The 17,374-nt window shown below is 63.1% G+C and carries 14 protein-coding genes; all 14 read left to right on the plus strand.

Annotated features, from left to right (window positions below; all coding sequences use genetic code 11):
• Positions 1-47 precede the first annotated feature (47 nt).
• Positions 48-488, plus strand: coding sequence for an RNA polymerase-binding protein DksA (gene dksA, locus PVZ80_RS06890; protein WP_007924645.1), 441 nt, complete (start codon positions 48-50; stop codon positions 486-488).
• Between the two features lie 144 nt (positions 489-632).
• Positions 633-1,529, plus strand: a complete 897-nt coding sequence (gene gluQRS, locus PVZ80_RS06895) for a tRNA glutamyl-Q(34) synthetase GluQRS (RefSeq protein ID WP_009050893.1) — start codon at positions 633-635, stop codon at positions 1,527-1,529.
• Between the two features lie 77 nt (positions 1,530-1,606).
• Positions 1,607-1,783: a hypothetical protein gene (locus PVZ80_RS06900; protein WP_003176118.1), complete on the plus strand. Its 177-nt coding sequence runs from the start codon at positions 1,607-1,609 to the stop codon at positions 1,781-1,783.
• The gene (locus PVZ80_RS06905) at positions 1,767-4,721 is read left to right on the plus strand and encodes a sensor histidine kinase (protein WP_009050894.1); all 2,955 of its coding nucleotides are present in this window, start codon (positions 1,767-1,769) and stop codon (positions 4,719-4,721) included. The genes PVZ80_RS06900 and PVZ80_RS06905 overlap by 17 nt, the downstream gene beginning before the upstream one ends.
• 22 nt (positions 4,722-4,743) lie before the next feature.
• Positions 4,744-6,180: a sigma-54-dependent transcriptional regulator gene (locus tag PVZ80_RS06910; protein WP_257372466.1), complete on the plus strand. Its 1,437-nt coding sequence runs from the start codon at positions 4,744-4,746 to the stop codon at positions 6,178-6,180.
• A 734-nt stretch (positions 6,181-6,914) separates the two neighbouring features.
• Positions 6,915-8,318, plus strand: a complete 1,404-nt coding sequence (locus PVZ80_RS06915) for a polynucleotide adenylyltransferase PcnB (protein ID WP_009050896.1) — start codon at positions 6,915-6,917, stop codon at positions 8,316-8,318.
• Positions 8,319-8,322: 4 nt separating this feature from the next.
• Positions 8,323-8,802, plus strand: a complete 480-nt coding sequence (gene folK, locus PVZ80_RS06920) for a 2-amino-4-hydroxy-6-hydroxymethyldihydropteridine diphosphokinase (RefSeq protein ID WP_016703665.1) — start codon at positions 8,323-8,325, stop codon at positions 8,800-8,802.
• 236 nt (positions 8,803-9,038) lie between these two features.
• On the plus strand, positions 9,039-9,839 hold the full coding sequence (gene panB, locus PVZ80_RS06925) for a 3-methyl-2-oxobutanoate hydroxymethyltransferase (RefSeq protein ID WP_273863581.1): 801 nt from the start codon (positions 9,039-9,041) through the stop codon (positions 9,837-9,839).
• The gene (gene panC, locus PVZ80_RS06930; protein WP_053269946.1) at positions 9,836-10,690 is read left to right on the plus strand and encodes a pantoate--beta-alanine ligase; all 855 of its coding nucleotides are present in this window, start codon (positions 9,836-9,838) and stop codon (positions 10,688-10,690) included. Before panB ends, panC begins: the two co-directional genes overlap by 4 nt.
• A 109-nt stretch (positions 10,691-10,799) precedes the next feature.
• Positions 10,800-11,180, plus strand: a complete 381-nt coding sequence (panD, locus tag PVZ80_RS06935; protein WP_007924662.1) for an aspartate 1-decarboxylase — start codon at positions 10,800-10,802, stop codon at positions 11,178-11,180.
• A 239-nt stretch (positions 11,181-11,419) separates the two neighbouring features.
• Positions 11,420-13,084, plus strand: a complete 1,665-nt coding sequence (pgi, locus tag PVZ80_RS06940) for a glucose-6-phosphate isomerase (protein ID WP_009050900.1) — start codon at positions 11,420-11,422, stop codon at positions 13,082-13,084.
• Positions 13,085-13,256: 172 nt separating this feature from the next.
• Positions 13,257-15,194, plus strand: a complete 1,938-nt coding sequence (gene acs, locus PVZ80_RS06945; protein ID WP_273863582.1) for an acetate--CoA ligase — start codon at positions 13,257-13,259, stop codon at positions 15,192-15,194.
• A gap of 39 nt (positions 15,195-15,233) precedes the next feature.
• Complete coding sequence (locus PVZ80_RS06950; protein ID WP_009050902.1) at positions 15,234-16,100, plus strand: oxygenase MpaB family protein; 867 nt, start codon at positions 15,234-15,236, stop codon at positions 16,098-16,100.
• 150 nt (positions 16,101-16,250) lie between these two features.
• A partial coding sequence (locus tag PVZ80_RS06955; RefSeq protein ID WP_273863583.1) for an acetyl-CoA C-acetyltransferase occupies positions 16,251-17,374 on the plus strand: 1,124 nt, incomplete at its 3' end.

The raw sequence follows: 17,374 nt of genomic DNA on the forward strand, positions 1-17,374 counted from the left end.
GGAGCAATCCTGCGCAATGGATTACATGAGTAGAGGCGGTCCATTTCATGCCCACCCAAGCAAAGCAACAGAATCAATCGATCAGCGGCTTCGAGCCCTATGTTGAAACCGCGGGCGAAGAGTACATGGGCAAGCCCATGCGCGAGCACTTCACCAAGATCCTGAACAAGTGGAAACAGGACTTGATGCAGGAAGTCGACCGCACTGTTGATCACATGAAAGACGAAGCAGCCAACTTCCCAGATCCGGCCGACCGTGCCAGCCAGGAAGAAGAATTCAGCCTGGAACTGCGCGCCCGCGACCGTGAGCGCAAGCTGATCAAGAAGATCGACAAGACGCTGCAACTGATCGAAGACGAAGAATACGGCTGGTGCGAATCCTGCGGCGTCGAGATCGGTATTCGCCGCCTGGAAGCCCGCCCTACCGCCGACATGTGTGTCGACTGCAAGACCCTGGCGGAAATCAAGGAAAAACAAGTCGGCAAGTAATCGCCAGCTTGAATGAAAAACGGAGCGTGCGAACGCTCCGTTTTTGTTTCTGCCGCCTCCCCCCTGTAGGAACGAGCTTGCTCGCGATGGCGATCCTCCAGACGCCATCGTCACCTTGGGACCGAACGAAGTAACATCCTCTCCATGACCGCCTCTCACGCCTCTTCCTACATCGGGCGCTTTGCCCCAACCCCCAGCGGGCACCTGCATTTCGGCTCGCTGGTCGCCGCCCTGGCCTCCTACCTCGATGCCCGCGCCGCTGGCGGCCGCTGGCTGTTGCGCATGGAAGACCTCGATCCGCCTCGGGAAGAGCCCGGCGCCCAGGCAGCCATTCTCAAGGCCCTGGAAAGCTACGGCTTCGAGTGGGACGGCGAAATGGTCCGCCAGAGCGAGCGGCACGCGGCCTACGCCGAAGTCCTCGACCGCCTGTTCAACCAGGGCCTGGCTTACGCCTGCACCTGCTCGCGCAAGCAACTGGAGCCCTACCACGGCATTTATCCGGGCCTGTGCCGCAATGCCGGACACAGCCAGGAAGATGCCGCCATCCGTTTGCGCGTGCCGGAGCTGGAATATCGCTTCACCGACCGGGTCCAGGGCGAATTCCGCCAGCACCTGGGGCGGGATGTCGGCGACTTCGTGATCCGCCGCCGCGACGGCCTCTACGCCTATCAACTGGCGGTGGTGCTCGACGACGCCTGGCAAGGGGTGACCGATATCGTGCGCGGCGCCGACCTGCTGGACTCCACCCCCCGCCAGCTGTACCTGCAGGAACTGCTCGGCCTGCCGCAGCCGCGTTACCTGCATGTGCCGCTGATCACCCAGCCGGACGGGCATAAACTGGGCAAATCCTACCGCTCCCCGCCGCTGGCCGAGGACCAGGCCACACCACTGCTGCTGCGCGCCTTGCGCGCCCTGGGGCAGAAAACCGACAGCGAAATGGTCCATGCCAGCCCTCGGGAAGTGCTGAGCTGGGGCATCGAACACTGGGATGCTTTACTGATCCCACGCACACTGAGTGTGCCCGAAGCGCAAATACGCTGACGCCCCTTGCAGGTTGGCGCCCATCCGTTACCATCGCCGCACGTTTTCGGGCACGCACACAATAAAGAGAGGCCGAGATGTACATCTATCGCTTGGTCCTGCTGCTGGTAGTGGGGATCTATCTGTTCTCCCCCGCCATCATGGATTGGTGGATCGATGCTACTGGCGCCTGGTATCGCCCGTATCTGCTCTGGCTGATCCTGATCGTCGTGACCTTCATCCTGCAGAGCCAAAAAGATGCCGATGAGCTTTAGCCTGACCCAGATGATCCTGATCAGCGCCGCGTACCTGCTGGTGCTGTTCGGGGTGGCCTGGATCAGCGAACGCGGCATGATCCCGCGCTCGATCATCCGCCACCCGCTGACCTACACCCTGTCTCTGGGGGTCTACGCCAGCGCCTGGGCCTTTTACGGCACGGTTGGCCTGGCCTATCAGTACGGCTACGGTTTTCTTTCCAGCTATCTCGGGGTTTCCGGCGCCTTCCTGCTGGCGCCGGTGCTGCTTTACCCGATCCTGAAAATCACCCGCACCTATCAACTGTCGTCGCTGGCCGATCTGTTCGCCTTCCGTTTTCGCAGCACCTGGGCCGGTGCGCTGACCACGGTGATCATGCTGGTCGGCGTATTGCCCCTGCTGGCCTTGCAGATCCAGGCGGTCGCGGACTCCATCGGCATCCTCACCCGCGAACCGGTGCAACACCGGGTCGCCCTGAGCTTCTGTGCGCTGATCACTCTGTTCACCATCTTCTTCGGCTCCCGGCACATTGCCACCCGGGAAAAACACGAAGGCCTGGTGTTCGCCATCGCCTTCGAATCGGTGATCAAGCTGATCGCCATCGGCGGTGTCGGCCTCTATGCCCTGTACGGCGTGTTCGATGGGCCACAACAGCTGGAACTCTGGCTGTTGCAGAACCAGACCGCCCTCGCCGCCCTGCATACACCGCTGCAGGAAGGACCGTGGCGCACCCTGCTGCTGGTGTTCTTCGCCTCGGCGATCGTGATGCCGCACATGTACCACATGACCTTCACCGAGAACCTCAACCCGCGCTCGCTGGTCAGTGCCAGCTGGGGCTTGCCGCTGTTCCTGTTGCTGATGAGCCTGGCGGTGCCGCTGATCCTCTGGGCCGGCCTGAAACTGGGCGCCACCACCAACCCCGAGTACTTCACCCTCGGCATTGGTATCGCCGCCAACAAACCGGCATTGGCCTTGATGGCCTACATTGGTGGGCTTTCCGCCGCCAGCGGCCTGATCATCGTCACCACCCTGGCGCTGTCGGGGATGGCCCTCAACCATCTGGTGCTGCCGCTGTATCAGCCACCAGCCGAAGGCAACATCTACCGCTGGCTGAAATGGACCCGCCGCGCGCTGATCGTGGCCATCATCATGGCCGGCTATGCCTTTTACCTGCTGCTGGGGGCCGAGCAGGACCTGGCCAACCTCGGCATTGTGGCCTTTGTCGCGACCCTGCAGTTCCTCCCCGGCGTGCTCTCGGTGCTGTACTGGCCGACCGCCAACCGACGCGGTTTCATCGCCGGGCTGATGGCCGGGACACTGGTGTGGCTGGTGACCATGCTGCTGCCGCTGATCGGTAACCTGCAGGGCTTCTATATACCGCTGCTGAACATGATCTATGTGCTGGACGACACCAGCTGGCACATGGCGGCCATCGCCTCGCTGGCTGCCAACGTCCTGATGTTCACCCTGATTTCGCTGTTCACCAACGCCAGTTCCGAAGAAGCCAGCGCCGCCGAAGCCTGTGCGGTGGACAACGTGCGCCGGCCGCAACGTCGCGAACTGCATGCCGCCTCGCCCCAGGAGTTCGCCACCCAACTGGCCAAGCCCCTGGGCGCCAAAGCCGCGCAGAAGGAAGTCGAGCAGGCGCTGCGCGACCTGTACCTGCCCTTCGACGAGCGCCGCCCCTATGCCCTGCGCCGCTTGCGCGACCGCATCGAAGCCAACCTGTCCGGCCTGATGGGCCCCAGCGTGGCCCAGGACATGGTGGAAACCTTCCTGCCCTACAAGGCCGGCGGCGAAAACTACGTGACCGAAGACATTCACTTCATCGAAAGCCGGCTCGAGGACTACCACTCGCGCCTGACCGGCCTGGCCGCCGAGCTCGATGCCTTGCGCCGCTACCACCGCCAGACCTTGCAGGAACTGCCGATGGGCGTCTGTTCCCTGGCCAAGGACCAGGAAATCCTCATGTGGAACAAGGCCATGGAAGAGCTGACCAGCATTCCGGCGCAGCATGTGGTCGGTTCGCGCCTGAGCACCATCGCCGATCCCTGGAGGGAGCTGCTGCAAGGCTTCATCAACGTCCCCGATGAACACTTGCATAAACAGCACCTGGCCCTCGACGGCCAGACCCGCTGGCTGAACCTGCACAAGGCCGCCATCGACGAACCCCTGGCCCCGGGCAACAGCGGCCTGGTGCTGCTGGTGGAAGACCTGACCGAAACCCAGATGCTCGAAGACAAGCTGGTGCATTCCGAGCGGCTGGCCAGCATCGGCCGCCTGGCCGCCGGCGTGGCCCACGAAATCGGCAACCCGATCACCGGTATCGCCTGCCTGGCGCAGAACCTGCGCGAAGAGCGCGAAGAAGACGGCGAACTCACCGAAATCAGCGGCCAGATCCTCGAACAGACCAAACGCGTGTCACGCATCGTCCAGTCGCTGATGAGCTTCGCCCACGCCGGCAGCCACCAGCACAACGACGAAGCCGTGTGCCTGGCCGAGGTGGCGCAGGATGCCATTGGTCTGCTGGCGCTGAATCGACGCAATTTCGAGGTGCAGTTCTTTAACCTGTGCGATCCGGACCACTGGGTCGACGGCGACCCGCAGCGGCTCGCCCAGGTACTGATCAACCTGCTATCCAATGCCCGCGACGCCTCACCGGCGGGCAGCGCGGTACGGGTCAAGAGCGAGGCCGGCGAACACACGATCGACCTGATCGTCGAAGACGAAGGCAGCGGTATCCCGTCGAGCATCATGGATCGACTGTTCGAACCCTTCTTCACCACCAAGGATCCTGGCGAGGGCACCGGACTGGGCCTTGCACTGGTCTATTCCATCGTTGAAGAGCATTATGGACAAATCACCATCGACAGCCCGGCTGACACCGAAAGCCAACGCGGCACCCGTATCCGGGTGACCTTACCGCGTCATGTCGAAGCGACGTCCGCTGTGAACTGAGACCGTCGAGAGAATCGAATCAATGCCGCACATTTTGATCGTCGAAGACGAAACAATTATCCGCTCCGCCTTGCGCCGCCTGCTGGAACGCAACCAGTACCAGGTCAGCGAAGCCGGTTCCGTGCAGGAAGCACAAGAGCGTTTCAGCATTCCCACGTTCGACCTGATCGTCAGCGACCTGCGCCTGCCAGGCGCCCCCGGCACCGAACTGATCAAGCTCGGCCAGGGCACCCCGGTGCTGATCATGACCAGCTACGCCAGCCTGCGCTCGGCGGTCGATTCGATGAAGATGGGCGCGGTGGACTACATCGCCAAGCCTTTCGATCACGACGAAATGCTCCAGGCCGTGGCGCGCATCCTGCGCGACCGCCAGACCGCGCAGAGCAGCCCCAACGAGCGTCCGGCCGCCAAGTCGGGCAACAGCGCGGACAAGGCCGGTGCCAACGCCAGCAACGGCGAAATCGGCATCATCGGCTCCTGCCCACCGATGCAGGACCTGTACAGCAAGATCCGCAAGGTCGCCCCGACAGACTCCAATGTACTGATCCAGGGTGAATCCGGGACCGGCAAGGAACTGGTGGCCCGCGCCCTGCACAACCTGTCCAAGCGCGCCAAGGCGCCGATGATTTCGGTGAACTGCGCGGCCATTCCGGAAACCCTGATCGAGTCCGAGCTGTTCGGTCACGAAAAAGGCGCCTTCACCGGAGCCAGCGCCGGGCGCGCCGGCCTGGTGGAAGCGGCGGACGGCGGCACCTTGTTCCTCGACGAAATCGGCGAATTGCCACTCGAAGCCCAGGCCCGCCTGTTGCGCGTGCTGCAGGAAGGCGAGATCCGCCGGGTCGGCTCGGTGCAGTCGCAGAAGGTCGATGTGCGCCTGATCGCCGCGACCCACCGCGACCTCAAGAGCCTGGCCAAGATCGGCCAGTTCCGTGAAGACCTGTATTACCGCCTGCACGTGATTGCCCTGAAACTGCCAGCCCTGCGCGAACGCGGCGCCGACGTCAACGAAATCGCCAATGCCTTCCTCGCCCGCCAGAGCGCGCGCGTGGGCCGCACGGACCTGAAGTTCGCCCCGGACGCCGAGCAAGCCATTCGCCACTACTCTTGGCCAGGTAACGTTCGCGAACTGGAAAACGCCGTCGAGCGCTCGGTCATCCTGTGCGAAAGCCCGGAAATCTCCGCGGAGCTGCTGGGTATCGATATTGAACTGAGCGACCTGGAAGACGACGAATTCATCGGCCTGGCGCCCCAGGCCGCCAACGCCAACAACAGCAGCCATGAGCCGACCGAAGACCTGTCGCTGGAAGACTACTTCCAGCATTTCGTTCTCGAGCACCAGGACCACATGACCGAGACCGAACTGGCCCGCAAACTGGGCGTCAGCCGCAAATGCCTGTGGGAACGTCGCCAGCGCCTGGGCATCCCACGGCGCAAGACCGGGGTCGCCAGCGAAAGCTGAAGTCCGGCGGTAACGGGTGGCGGGTAACACGCGATCTTGTGAAAAAACTGTTACCTCAGTCATTTCACGTAACAAAAGCCGGGGCTTACGGTAACGAAGCCCCGGCTTTTTTTCGCCTGGAGAAACCTCATAACCGCGCCTAACCCCTTGTTTTACTGGGCCTCGCAAAAGTTGGCACGGCACCTGCTATATGTTTGGTACAAGAACAATAACAAGCAATGCATAAGACAATAAAAATAAGACGAATCGACTCACGCACAATAAAAACAACACGGCGGAGGCGCAGCTAACTGATTCTTTTGGAGAGGCGTTGTCATTGGGGCTTGCCCCACAACCAGGCCGAGAACAACAAAAACTGCCCTAAGGCAGAGCCTGAACTGGTTGGATCACTGATCATTGCAACACAGCGACCAAAGCAATCCGTTTGCTCTTGGCTCCCGATTGGGAGGGTCACTCTGGGTTAACCAGGTGACAAGGGCGTTAAACAAAAACAAGAAGCCCGAAACCAATAATAAAAATAGAGCACGCAAACACTTCTGGGGGAGCTTCGGCTCCCCTTGTGGTTTCCGCGATTACGGTTTTACTCACGCAAAGCCCCGCCAACCCGCGTTCCAAAGCGCCGCGCACGACTCGCCGCAGCTTCCTACACCATCCCCCGACTAAATGCTAGAATCCCCGCCCATCATGCGGTCATTCTTCGTTATGGCCGAACATTCCTTCAAACAGTGCATCCCATGCTGAAGAAGTTGTTCCAGTCATTCCGTTCTCCCTTGCGTCGTACGCAACACAAACGCAGCACGCCTGAAGTGCTCAACAGCAGCCAACACTCGCTGCAACGCGCCCAGTTCAGCCGTTATGCGGTGAACATCGTCGAACGCCTGCAGAACGCCGGCTACCAGGCCTACCTGGTCGGCGGCTGCGTGCGCGACATGCTGCTCAATATCACCCCCAAGGATTTCGACGTCGCCACCAGCGCCACGCCGGAACAGGTGCGGGCCGAATTCCGTAACGCCCGGATCATCGGCCGTCGGTTCAAGCTGGTGCATATCCACTTCGGCCGCGAAATCATCGAGGTCGCGACCTTCCGCGCCAATCACCCGCAAAACGATGAAGAGGAAGACAGCAACCAGTCCTCGCGCAACGAAAGCGGGCGCATCCTGCGCGACAACGTGTACGGCACCCTCGAAGAGGACGCCCAGCGCCGCGACTTCACCATCAATGCCCTGTATTACGATCCGGTCAGCGAGCGCATCCTCGACTACGCCAACGGCGTACACGACATCCGCAATCACCTGGTCCGCCTGATCGGCGATCCGCGCCAGCGCTACCAGGAAGATCCGGTACGCATGCTGCGGGCCGTGCGCTTCGCCGCCAAGCTGGATTTCGGCATCGAGAAACACACCGCCACGCCGATCCGCGACCTGGCGCCCATGCTGCGGGAAATCCCTTCGGCACGCCTGTTCGAGGAAGTGCTCAAGCTGTTCCTGTCCGGCCATGCCGCCGACACCTTCGAGATGCTGGTCGACCTGCAGCTGTTCGATCCGCTGTTCCCGGCCAGCGCCGAGGCACTGGAGTACAACCCGACCTACACCCATACCCTGATCAGCGAAGCCCTGATCAATACCGACCTGCGCATCAAGCAGAACAAGCCGGTCACCCCGGCTTTCCTGTTCGCCGCGCTGCTGTGGCCTGCCCTGCCGGCTCGCGTGCTGCGCCTCCAGGAACGCGGCATGCCGCCGATTCCGGCGATGCAGGAAGCCGCTCACGAATTGATCAGCGAACAGTGCCAGCGCATCGCCATTCCAAAACGCTTCACTATGCCGATCCGCGAAATCTGGGACATGCAGGAACGCCTGCCACGTCGCAGCGGCAAGCGCGCCGACCAGTTGCTGGACAACCCGCGGTTCCGCGCCGGTTATGATTTCCTACTGCTGCGCGAAAGCGCTGGCGAGCAGACCGATGGCCTGGGCGAATGGTGGACCGACTATCAGGACGCCAACGATGCCGGTCGCCGCGACATGATTCGCGACTTGAGCGGCAAGGACGAAGCCGGCACAGGTCCACGCAAGCGTCGTCGCAGCAGTGGCGCCAAACGCAAGCGCGCCACCGCCGGCGCACCGAGCGCTTCCGGCGAATAACCCGATGGAACGCATCTACATTGGCATGGGCAGCAACCTGGCTGCCCCGGCAGAGCAATTGCGCAGTGCGATCGACGCGCTGGCGCAGTTGCCACACAGCCAACTGGCAGGCGTCTCGGCCTTCTATCAAAGCGACTCCCTGCTGCCCGGCCAACCGCGCTACACCAACGCCGTGGCCGCCCTGGACAGCAGCCTCGCGCCTCTCGAACTGCTGGACGCGCTGCAAGCCATCGAAAACGGCCAGGGCCGCGAGCGCCTCGAGCGCTGGGGGCCGCGCACCCTGGACCTGGACATCCTGCTGTTCGGCGATCGCCTGATCGACGAACCGCGGCTCAAGGTCCCGCATTACCACATGCAGGCCCGGGCCTTTGTCCTCTATCCCCTGGCCGAACTGGCCCCCGCCGACCTGCAACTGGCCGACGGTCGCCACCTGCACGATCTGCTCGCCGCCTGCCCATTTGTCGGCCTGGAACGTCTGGCCTGACTGCTGAAACGCATCAGTTACGGCGGTAACACTCACGCCGTAACAATGCGGTAACACATGCAATTGACTTCCCGAGTTCTCCTCACGACTATAGGCGTCCCGTTGCCGCCAACACGGCGTTACAGGGCGCAATCCAGGCCTTATAAGCACGACAACAGACCGTGCGCCTGTATAGATAAGAATCACGCGCGTTACTCGCAGCAGTTTCCAGAGCGCCTGAATGAGGACCCTTTTTCATGCCAGACATCACCCTGACCACCCTGCAAGGCCTCAAGCAGAAAGGTGAGAAAATCACCATGCTGACCTGCTATGACGCGACCTTCGCCCACACCTGTTGCCAGGCCGGCGTTGAAGTACTGCTGGTGGGCGACTCCCTCGGCATGGTCTTGCAAGGGCACGACAGCACACTGCCAGTCACTACCGCCGAGATGGCCTACCACGTCGCCGCGGTCAAACGCGGCAACAGTGGCGCCCTGATCCTCGCCGACCTGCCGTTCATGGCCTACGCCACCACCGAACTGGCCCTGAACAACAGCGCCCAGTTGATGCAGGCCGGTGCGCACATGATCAAGGTCGAAGGCGCGTTGTGGCTGGCCGAATCCATCCGCCTGCTGGCCGAGCGCGGTATCCCGGTCTGCGCCCACATGGGCCTGACCCCGCAATCGGTGAACATCCTCGGCGGCTACAAGGTTCAGGGACGTAACGAAAACCAGGCCCGGCAGATGCGTGCCGACGCCATCGCCCTGGAAGCGGCCGGCGCGGCGATGCTGCTGCTCGAATGCGTGCCGAGCGAACTGGCGGCGGAAATCACCCAGGCGGTGAGTATTCCGGTAATCGGCATCGGTGCCGGCAGCGCCACCGACGGTCAGGTGCTGGTTCTGCACGACATGCTGGGCCTGTCCCTGAGCGGTCGCGCACCGAAGTTCGTGAAGAACTTCATGGCCGGCCAGGAAAGCATCCAGGCCGCCCTGAGCGCCTATGTCAGTGAGGTCAAGGCCGTGACCTTCCCAGGCGCCGAACACGGGTTTTCTGCATGAATACTGTAAAAACCGTACGTGAACTGCGTGCCGCCGTGGCCCGTGCCCGCAGCGAGGGCAAGCGCATCGGCTTCGTGCCGACCATGGGCAACCTGCACAGCGGTCATGCCGCCCTGGTGACCAAGGCGGCCCAGCGAGTGGATTTCGTGGTGGCGAGCATCTTCGTCAACCCGCTGCAATTCGGCGCTGGCGAAGACCTCGACAAGTACCCGCGAACCCTGGCCGCCGACCAGGAAAAGCTCCTGCAAGCCGGTTGCCATCTGCTGTTCGCCCCTACCGTCGAAGAGATGTACCCCGACGGCATGGACGGCCAGACCCGGGTCAGCGTGCCGCAACTCTCCGAAGGCCTGTGCGGCGCCAGCCGTCCCGGGCATTTCGAAGGGGTGGCCACGGTGGTCAGCAAGCTGTTCAACATGGTGCAGCCGGACCTTGCGGTCTTCGGCCAGAAGGACTTCCAGCAATTGGCGGTGATCCGTGCCCTGGTGCATGACCTGAACATGCCGATCCAGATCATCGGCGAGCCCACCGTGCGTGCCGCCGATGGCCTCGCGCTGTCGTCGCGCAACGGCTACCTGAGCGAAGAACAACGTGCCATCGCCCCGGCGATCTATCGTGGCCTGACCCAGATCGCCCAGGCCATCAGCCAGGGTGAGCGGGACTATCCAAAGCTGCTGGACGAACAGAAACAAGTGCTCGAAGCCGCCGGCTTCCGCCCGGATTACCTGGAAATCCGCCACGCCCGGACCCTGCGCCCGGCCACCGCGCAAGACCGCGACCTGGTGATTCTGGCGGCGGCCTATCTGGGCGCTACCCGCCTGATCGACAACCTGCATCTGGACCTCGACGCCTAGGTCCCAAAGGCCGATTGCCCGAAGCCCGACCTTCGGGCAAACTGCCGCCGCCCGGGGCCTGCAGCGATGCTGCGGGCCCTGTTCAAGGATCCGACCGAGAGAACCACTCATGCACGCCATCATGCTCAAGGCCAAGCTGCATCGCGCCGAAGTCACCCACGCTGTGCTCGACTACGAAGGCTCCTGCGCCATCGACGGCGAATGGCTGGACTTGTCCGGTATCCGTGAGTACGAACAGATCCAGATCTACAACGTCGACAATGGCGAACGCTTCACCACCTACGCCATTCGTGGCGAGGAAGGCTCGCGCATGATCTCGGTCAACGGCGCCGCCGCGCACAAGGCCAAGGTTGGCGACCGGGTGATCATCTGCGCTTACGCTCACTACAGCGAAGCCGAACTGCTCAACTTCAAGCCGCGCATGCTCTATATGGCGCCGGGCAACGAGCTGAGCCACACCAGCCATGCCATTCCGGTTCAGGTCGCCTGAGCCCCAGTCATTCTCACCCCTGAAATCCTGCTCGTTGCGCGGCTCTGAGGCGCCGGTATAAAAAAGTACCGGCCGCAGGTCAGACAAAGCCAAGACAGATCAGCACGCGAGAGTTACTGTAATCGCCCTGCGTGCTTAATCGTGTCAGCGCAGGTTTGACCGAACGTTATTCTTCAAGCAGGACGTTCCGGGCTTTTCAGTGTCCAACAGGCAGTTCAAGTAAAAGGAAAACCGCAGCGATGGCGTACTACCGCACTCCTCACGACGTTACCGCTCTGCCCGCCTGGCAAGCGTTGAATGACCACCGCCAAGCCATGCAGGATTTCAGCATGCGCGAGGCCTTCAATGCCGACCCGCAGCGCTTTCATCAATTCAGCCTCAGCGGCTGTGGGCTTTTTCTCGATTACTCGAAGAACCTGATCACCCCCGAAACCCGCAACCTGCTGGTGGGCCTGGCCAATGAAGCCGGTCTGCAGGATGCGATCAAGGCGCTGTTCGCCGGTGAGCTGGTCAACTCTTCCGAAGGCCGTCCGGCCCTGCACACCGCCCTGCGCCGTCCAGTGGGCGACAAGCTGTCGGTCAACGGCGTCAACGTGATGCCGGAAGTGCACAAGGTGCTGAACCAGATCACCGAACTGGTCGGGCGCATCCATGACGGCCTGTGGCGCGGCTACACCGAGAAGCCGATCACCGACGTGGTCAACATCGGCATCGGCGGTTCGTTCCTCGGCCCCGAGCTGGTGTCCGAAGCCCTGTTGTCCTACGCCCAGAAAGGCGTGCGTTGCCATTACCTGGCCAATATCGACGGCAGCGAATTCCACGAACTGTCGTCGAAGATCCGCGCCGAAACCACGCTGTTCATCGTCTCGTCGAAATCCTTCAACACCCTGGAAACCCTGAAGAACGCCCAGGCCGCACGCGCCTGGTACCTGGCTCAGGGCGGTTCCGAGGCCGAGCTGTATCGCCACTTCATCGCGGTGTCGAGCAACAACGCCGCCGCCGTGGCCTTCGGCATCCGCGAAGAGAACATCTTCCCGATGTGGGACTGGGTCGGCGGGCGTTACTCGCTGTGGTCGGCCATCGGCCTGCCGATCGCCCTGGCCATCGGCATGTCCAACTTCAAGGAACTGCTGTCCGGCGCCTACACCATGGACCAGCATTTCCAGACCGCGCCGTTCGAGCAGAACATGCCGGTCCTCCTGGCCCTGCTGGGCGTGTGGTACGGCAATTTCTGGGGCGCGCAAAGCCACGCGATCCTGCCGTACGACCACTATCTGCGCAACATCACCAAGCACTTGCAGCAGCTGGACATGGAATCCAACGGCAAGAGCGTGCGCCAGGACGGCACGCCGGTTTCCACCGACACCGGCCCGGTGATCTGGGGTGGCGTGGGCTGCAACGGTCAGCACGCGTACCACCAGCTGTTGCACCAGGGCACCCAGCTGATCCCGGCCGACTTCATCGTGCCTATCGTCAGCTTCAACCCGGTCGCCGACCATCACCAGTGGCTGTACGCCAACTGCCTGTCGCAAAGCCAGGCGCTGATGCTCGGCAAGACCCGCGCCGAGGCCGAAGCCGAGTTGCGTGAAAAAGGCATGAGCGAGGCCGAAGTCCAGAAGCTGGCACCGCACAAGGTGATCCCGGGCAACCGTCCGAGCAACACCCTGGTGGTCGAACGCATCAGTCCGCGCCGCCTGGGCGCGCTGGTGGCGATGTACGAACACAAGGTTTTCGTGCAGAGCGTGATCTGGGGCATCAACGCCTTCGACCAATGGGGCGTGGAGCTGGGCAAAGAGCTGGGCAAGGGCGTCTACAACCGCCTGGTCGGCAGCGAAGAAACCCCGGCCGAGGATGCTTCGACCCAGGGCCTGATCAACTACTTCCGCGGTCGCCACCGCGGCTGATAGCCCGCTGAAATCCCCCTTCGCGAACCGGCCCGCTGCTACGCAAACCCCATCCATTGCGTAGCGGCGGGCCGATTTGCGATCGGTCGCCCAAGACCGCCCTCCCCTTGAACCCCTTCCGATCAAGGCGCATCTTTATTACTTGTCGCTAAAACAAGAATAAGGAACCGTCATGTTCGATATCAGCATGTTCCCCCAAGCCGATGCCGTCCGCCGGGCTGCGCAATTGAGTCAGGACGACTACCAGCGGCTGTACCGCGAATCCATCGAGCACCCCAGCACCTTCTGGGCCGAACAGGCCACCCGCTTTCTCGACTGGAGCGCCCCCTGGCAAACCGTGCAGCGCTATGACCTGAAAACCGGCGCCGCCAGCTGGTTCGCCGGCGGCCAATTGAACGTCAGCTACAACTGCATTGACCGCCACCTGGAAAAACGCGGCGATCAGGTGGCGATCATCTGGGAAGGCGACGACCCCGCCGAGTCGCTGCAAATCACCTACAAAAAACTCCATCACTACGTCTGCCGCCTGGCCAACGTCCTGAAAAGCCGCGGCGTGAAAAAAGGCGACCGGGTCTGCATCTACATGCCGATGATTCCCGAGGCGGCCTACGCCATGCTCGCCTGCACCCGTATCGGCGCGGTGCACTCGGTGGTCTTTGGCGGATTCTCTCCGGACGCGCTGCGCGACCGCATTCTCGATGCCGACTGCCGCACCCTGATCACCGCTGACGAAGGGGTACGCGGCGGCAAGTTCGTGCCCTTGAAAAACAACGTCGACAAGGCCCTGCAAAGCTGCCCGAACGTCAGCACGGTGGTGGTGGTCGAGCGCACCCAGAACCCGGTGAACTGGGTCGAAGGCCGCGACCTCTGGTATCACCAGGCCCTGCGCGGTGTCGAAGACGACTGCCCGCCGCAACCGATGGACGCCGAAGACCCGCTGTTCATCCTCTACACCTCCGGCAGCACCGGCAAACCCAAAGGCGTGCTGCACACCACCGGCGGCTACTTGCTGCAAGCGGCGATGACCTTCAAATACGTACTGGACTACCGCGAAGGCGAAGTCTTCTGGTGCACCGCCGATGTCGGCTGGGTCACCGGCCACAGTTACATCGTCTACGGCCCGCTGGCCAATGGCGCGACCAGCCTGATCTTCGAGGGCGTGCCCAGCTACCCAAGCAGCTCGCGCTTCTGGGAAGTCATCGACAAGCACCGGGTGAACATCTTCTACACCGCCCCCACCGCCTTGCGCGCACTGATGCGCGAAGGCCCCGAGCCGCTGCAGCACACCTCGCGCAGCAGCCTGCGCCTGCTGGGCAGTGTCGGCGAGCCGATCAACCCGGAAGCCTGGGAGTGGTATTTCAATAGCGTCGGCGAGCAGCGCTGCCCGATTGTCGATACCTGGTGGCAGACCGAAACCGGCGGCATCATGCTCAGCCCGCTGGTCAGCGCCAGCCACATCAAGCCGGGCTGCGCCACCCGCCCGATGTTCGGTGTGCAGCCGGTGCTGCTGGACGAGCACGGCAAGGAAATCAGCGGCGCCGGCAGCGGCATCCTGGCGATCAAGGCCAGTTGGCCGGCGCAGATCCGCAGTGTCTACGGCGACCCGCAGCGCATGGTCGAGACCTATTTCAAACCCTACCCGGGCTACTACTTCACCGGCGACGGCGCGCGGCGCGATGAAGACGGCGATTACTGGATCACCGGGCGCATCGACGACGTGATCAACGTCTCCGGTCATCGCATCGGTACCGCCGAGGTCGAGAGCGCCCTGGTCCTGCATGACAGCATCGCCGAGGCCGCGGTGGTCGGTTATCCCCATGACCTCAAGGGCCAGGGCATCTATGCCTTTGTCACCCCGATGAATGGCGTCGAGCCCAGCGACGAGTTGAAGAAGGAGCTGTTGAGCCTGGTCAGCCGCGAGATCGGCAGTTTCGCCAAGCCGGAGTTGATCCAGTGGGCGCCGGCCTTGCCGAAAACCCGCTCGGGCAAGATCATGCGGCGTATCCTGCGCAAGATCGCCTGCAACGAACTCGACAGCCTGGGCGATACCTCGACCCTGGCCGACCCGAGCGTGGTCGAGGGCCTGATCGATAAACGCCTGAACCTCTGAGCGAGGCCTCGGGCCTCAACCAAGGAACAGCCAAGCGGTATGGAATTCATTCGCAGTCGTATCGAAACCCAAGTCATGAGCCTGGGTGGCCTGTCACTGGGTCAGCTCGACCTGGACAACCCCAAGGGCGACCCGGGCCTGTTCGGCCCGGACGCTATCTGCTGGCAGGTGCATGGCGATTTCAGCAGCATGCTGATCGGCGGCATCAGCGCCTTGTTGATGCAGGCCCTGCACCCGCTGGCCCTGGCCGGGGTCTGGGATCACTCGAATTTCCGGGAAGACATGATCGGGCGCCTGCGGCGTACCGCGCAGTTCATTTCCGGCACCACCTTCGGCTCGCGGCAGGATGCCGAATGGCTGATCGACAAGGTGCGCACCATTCACCTGCAGATCGTCGGCCACGCGCCAGACGGCCGGCCCTATGCCGCCAGCGATCCGCAGTTGCTGACCTGGGTGCATGTGGCCGAGGTCAGCAGCTTTCTGGCGGCGCATCTGCGCTATCGCAATCCGCAGCTGTCGCCTGCCGACCAGGACCGTTACTACGGGGAAGTCGCGCTGATCGCCGAGCGTCTTGGCGCCAGTGATGTGCCGCGCTCGCGCCGGGCCGTGGCGGCGTACCTGGCCGGGATGCGCCCCCAGTTGCTTTGCGATGAACGCAGCCGCGAAGTGCTGCGTTTGCTCTTGGCGGCACCTGCCCCAAGCCGCCTGGCCAAGCCATTCGGCTCGTTGATGATGCAGGCCGGCATCGACCTGCTGCCCGACTGGGCCAGCGACATGCTGGGCGTCAACCAGGGTCTGCTGCAACGCCAGCTGATCCGCGCCAGCGTCAACCGCAGTGCGCCGATGCTGCGCTGGGCGGTGCGCAATGGCTCGATACATCGCGCACGCCGGCGCATGGGCCTGTAATACCCGACCGGGCGAACAGAACGCGACCCATCGGTTCGCGATTGGCGGCGTCGCGACCTTCTATGCAACCATGATTTTCCAAGTTCTCGCGCATCGATCATCTTCCCTAGTCGCCGACCGATGCCGCCAATGACAATGAGGATTCGCGCCATGCAAGACGTCGTAATCGTTGCCGCCACCCGCACCGCGGTTGGCAGTTTCCAGGGTTCGCTGGCGAACATTTCCGCGGTCGATCTCGGCGCCGCGGTGATCCGTCAGTTGCTGGCCCAGACCGGCCTGGACGGCGCCCAGGTCGATGAAGTGATCATGGGCCAGGTGCTCACCGCCGGCGCCGGGCAGAACCCCGCACGCCAGGCCGCGATCAAGGCCGGCCTGCCCCACGCCGTGCCGGCGCTGACCCTGAACAAGGTCTGCGGCTCCGGCCTCAAGGCCCTGCACCTGGGCGCCCAGGCAATTCGCTGCGGCGACGCCGAGGTGATCATCGCCGGCGGCCAGGAGAACATGAGCCTGGCCAACTACGTGCTGCCCGGCGCCCGCACCGGCCTGCGCATGGGTCACAGCCAGATCGTCGACAGCATGATCAGCGACGGCCTGTGGGACGCCTTCAACGACTACCACATGGGCATCACCGCCGAGAACCTGGTGGACAAATACGCCATCAGCCGCGAAGCCCAGGACGCCTTTGCCGCCGCCTCGCAACAGAAGGCCGTGGCCGCCATCGAAGGCGGGCGTTTTGTCGATGAGATCACCCCGATCCTGATTCCCCAGCGCAAGGGCGACCCCGTGGCCTTCGCCACCGACGAGCAGCCGCGCGCCGGCACCACCGCCGAATCCCTGGGCAAGCTCAAACCGGCCTTCAAGAAGGACGGCACGGTCACCGCCGGCAACGCCTCGTCGCTGAACGACGGCGCCGCCGCGGTGATCCTGATGAGCGCCGCCAAGGCCAAGGCCCTGGGCCTGCCGGTGCTGGCGAAGATTGCCGCCTACGCCAACGCCGGCGTCGACCCGGCGATCATGGGCATCGGCCCGGTGTCGGCCACCCGCCGCTGCCTGGACAAGGCCGGCTGGTCCCTGGAGCAACTGGACCTGATCGAAGCCAACGAAGCCTTCGCCGCCCAGGCGCTGTCGGTGGGCAAGGAACTGGGTTGGGATGCGAGCAAGGTCAACGTCAACGGCGGCGCCATCGCCCTCGGCCACCCGATCGGCGCTTCGGGCTGCCGGGTGCTGGTGACCCTGCTGCACGAGATGCTCAAGCGCGATGCCAAGAAAGGCCT

The organism is Pseudomonas sp. B3G-3, from assembly GCF_028640915.1.
GTDB classification, from domain to species: domain Bacteria; phylum Pseudomonadota; class Gammaproteobacteria; order Pseudomonadales; family Pseudomonadaceae; genus Aquipseudomonas; species Aquipseudomonas chlororaphis_I.

Excerpts from the sequence above, each read along its gene's own strand:
- dksA (WP_007924645.1), top strand. The coding sequence starts at position 48 with ATGCCCACCCAAGCAAAGCAACAGAATCAATCGATCAGCGGCTTCGAG.
- gluQRS (WP_009050893.1), top strand. The coding sequence starts at position 633 with ATGACCGCCTCTCACGCCTCTTCCTACATCGGGCGCTTTGCCCCAACC.
- PVZ80_RS06900 (WP_003176118.1), top strand. The coding sequence starts at position 1,607 with ATGTACATCTATCGCTTGGTCCTGCTGCTGGTAGTGGGGATCTATCTG.
- PVZ80_RS06905 (WP_009050894.1), top strand. The coding sequence starts at position 1,767 with ATGCCGATGAGCTTTAGCCTGACCCAGATGATCCTGATCAGCGCCGCG.
- PVZ80_RS06910 (WP_257372466.1), top strand. The coding sequence starts at position 4,744 with ATGCCGCACATTTTGATCGTCGAAGACGAAACAATTATCCGCTCCGCC.
- PVZ80_RS06915 (WP_009050896.1), top strand. The coding sequence starts at position 6,915 with ATGCTGAAGAAGTTGTTCCAGTCATTCCGTTCTCCCTTGCGTCGTACG.
- folK (WP_016703665.1), top strand. The coding sequence starts at position 8,323 with ATGGAACGCATCTACATTGGCATGGGCAGCAACCTGGCTGCCCCGGCA.
- panB (WP_273863581.1), top strand. The coding sequence starts at position 9,039 with ATGCCAGACATCACCCTGACCACCCTGCAAGGCCTCAAGCAGAAAGGT.
- panC (WP_053269946.1), top strand. The coding sequence starts at position 9,836 with ATGAATACTGTAAAAACCGTACGTGAACTGCGTGCCGCCGTGGCCCGT.
- panD (WP_007924662.1), top strand. The coding sequence starts at position 10,800 with ATGCACGCCATCATGCTCAAGGCCAAGCTGCATCGCGCCGAAGTCACC.
- pgi (WP_009050900.1), top strand. The coding sequence starts at position 11,420 with ATGGCGTACTACCGCACTCCTCACGACGTTACCGCTCTGCCCGCCTGG.
- acs (WP_273863582.1), top strand. The coding sequence starts at position 13,257 with ATGTTCGATATCAGCATGTTCCCCCAAGCCGATGCCGTCCGCCGGGCT.
- PVZ80_RS06950 (WP_009050902.1), top strand. The coding sequence starts at position 15,234 with ATGGAATTCATTCGCAGTCGTATCGAAACCCAAGTCATGAGCCTGGGT.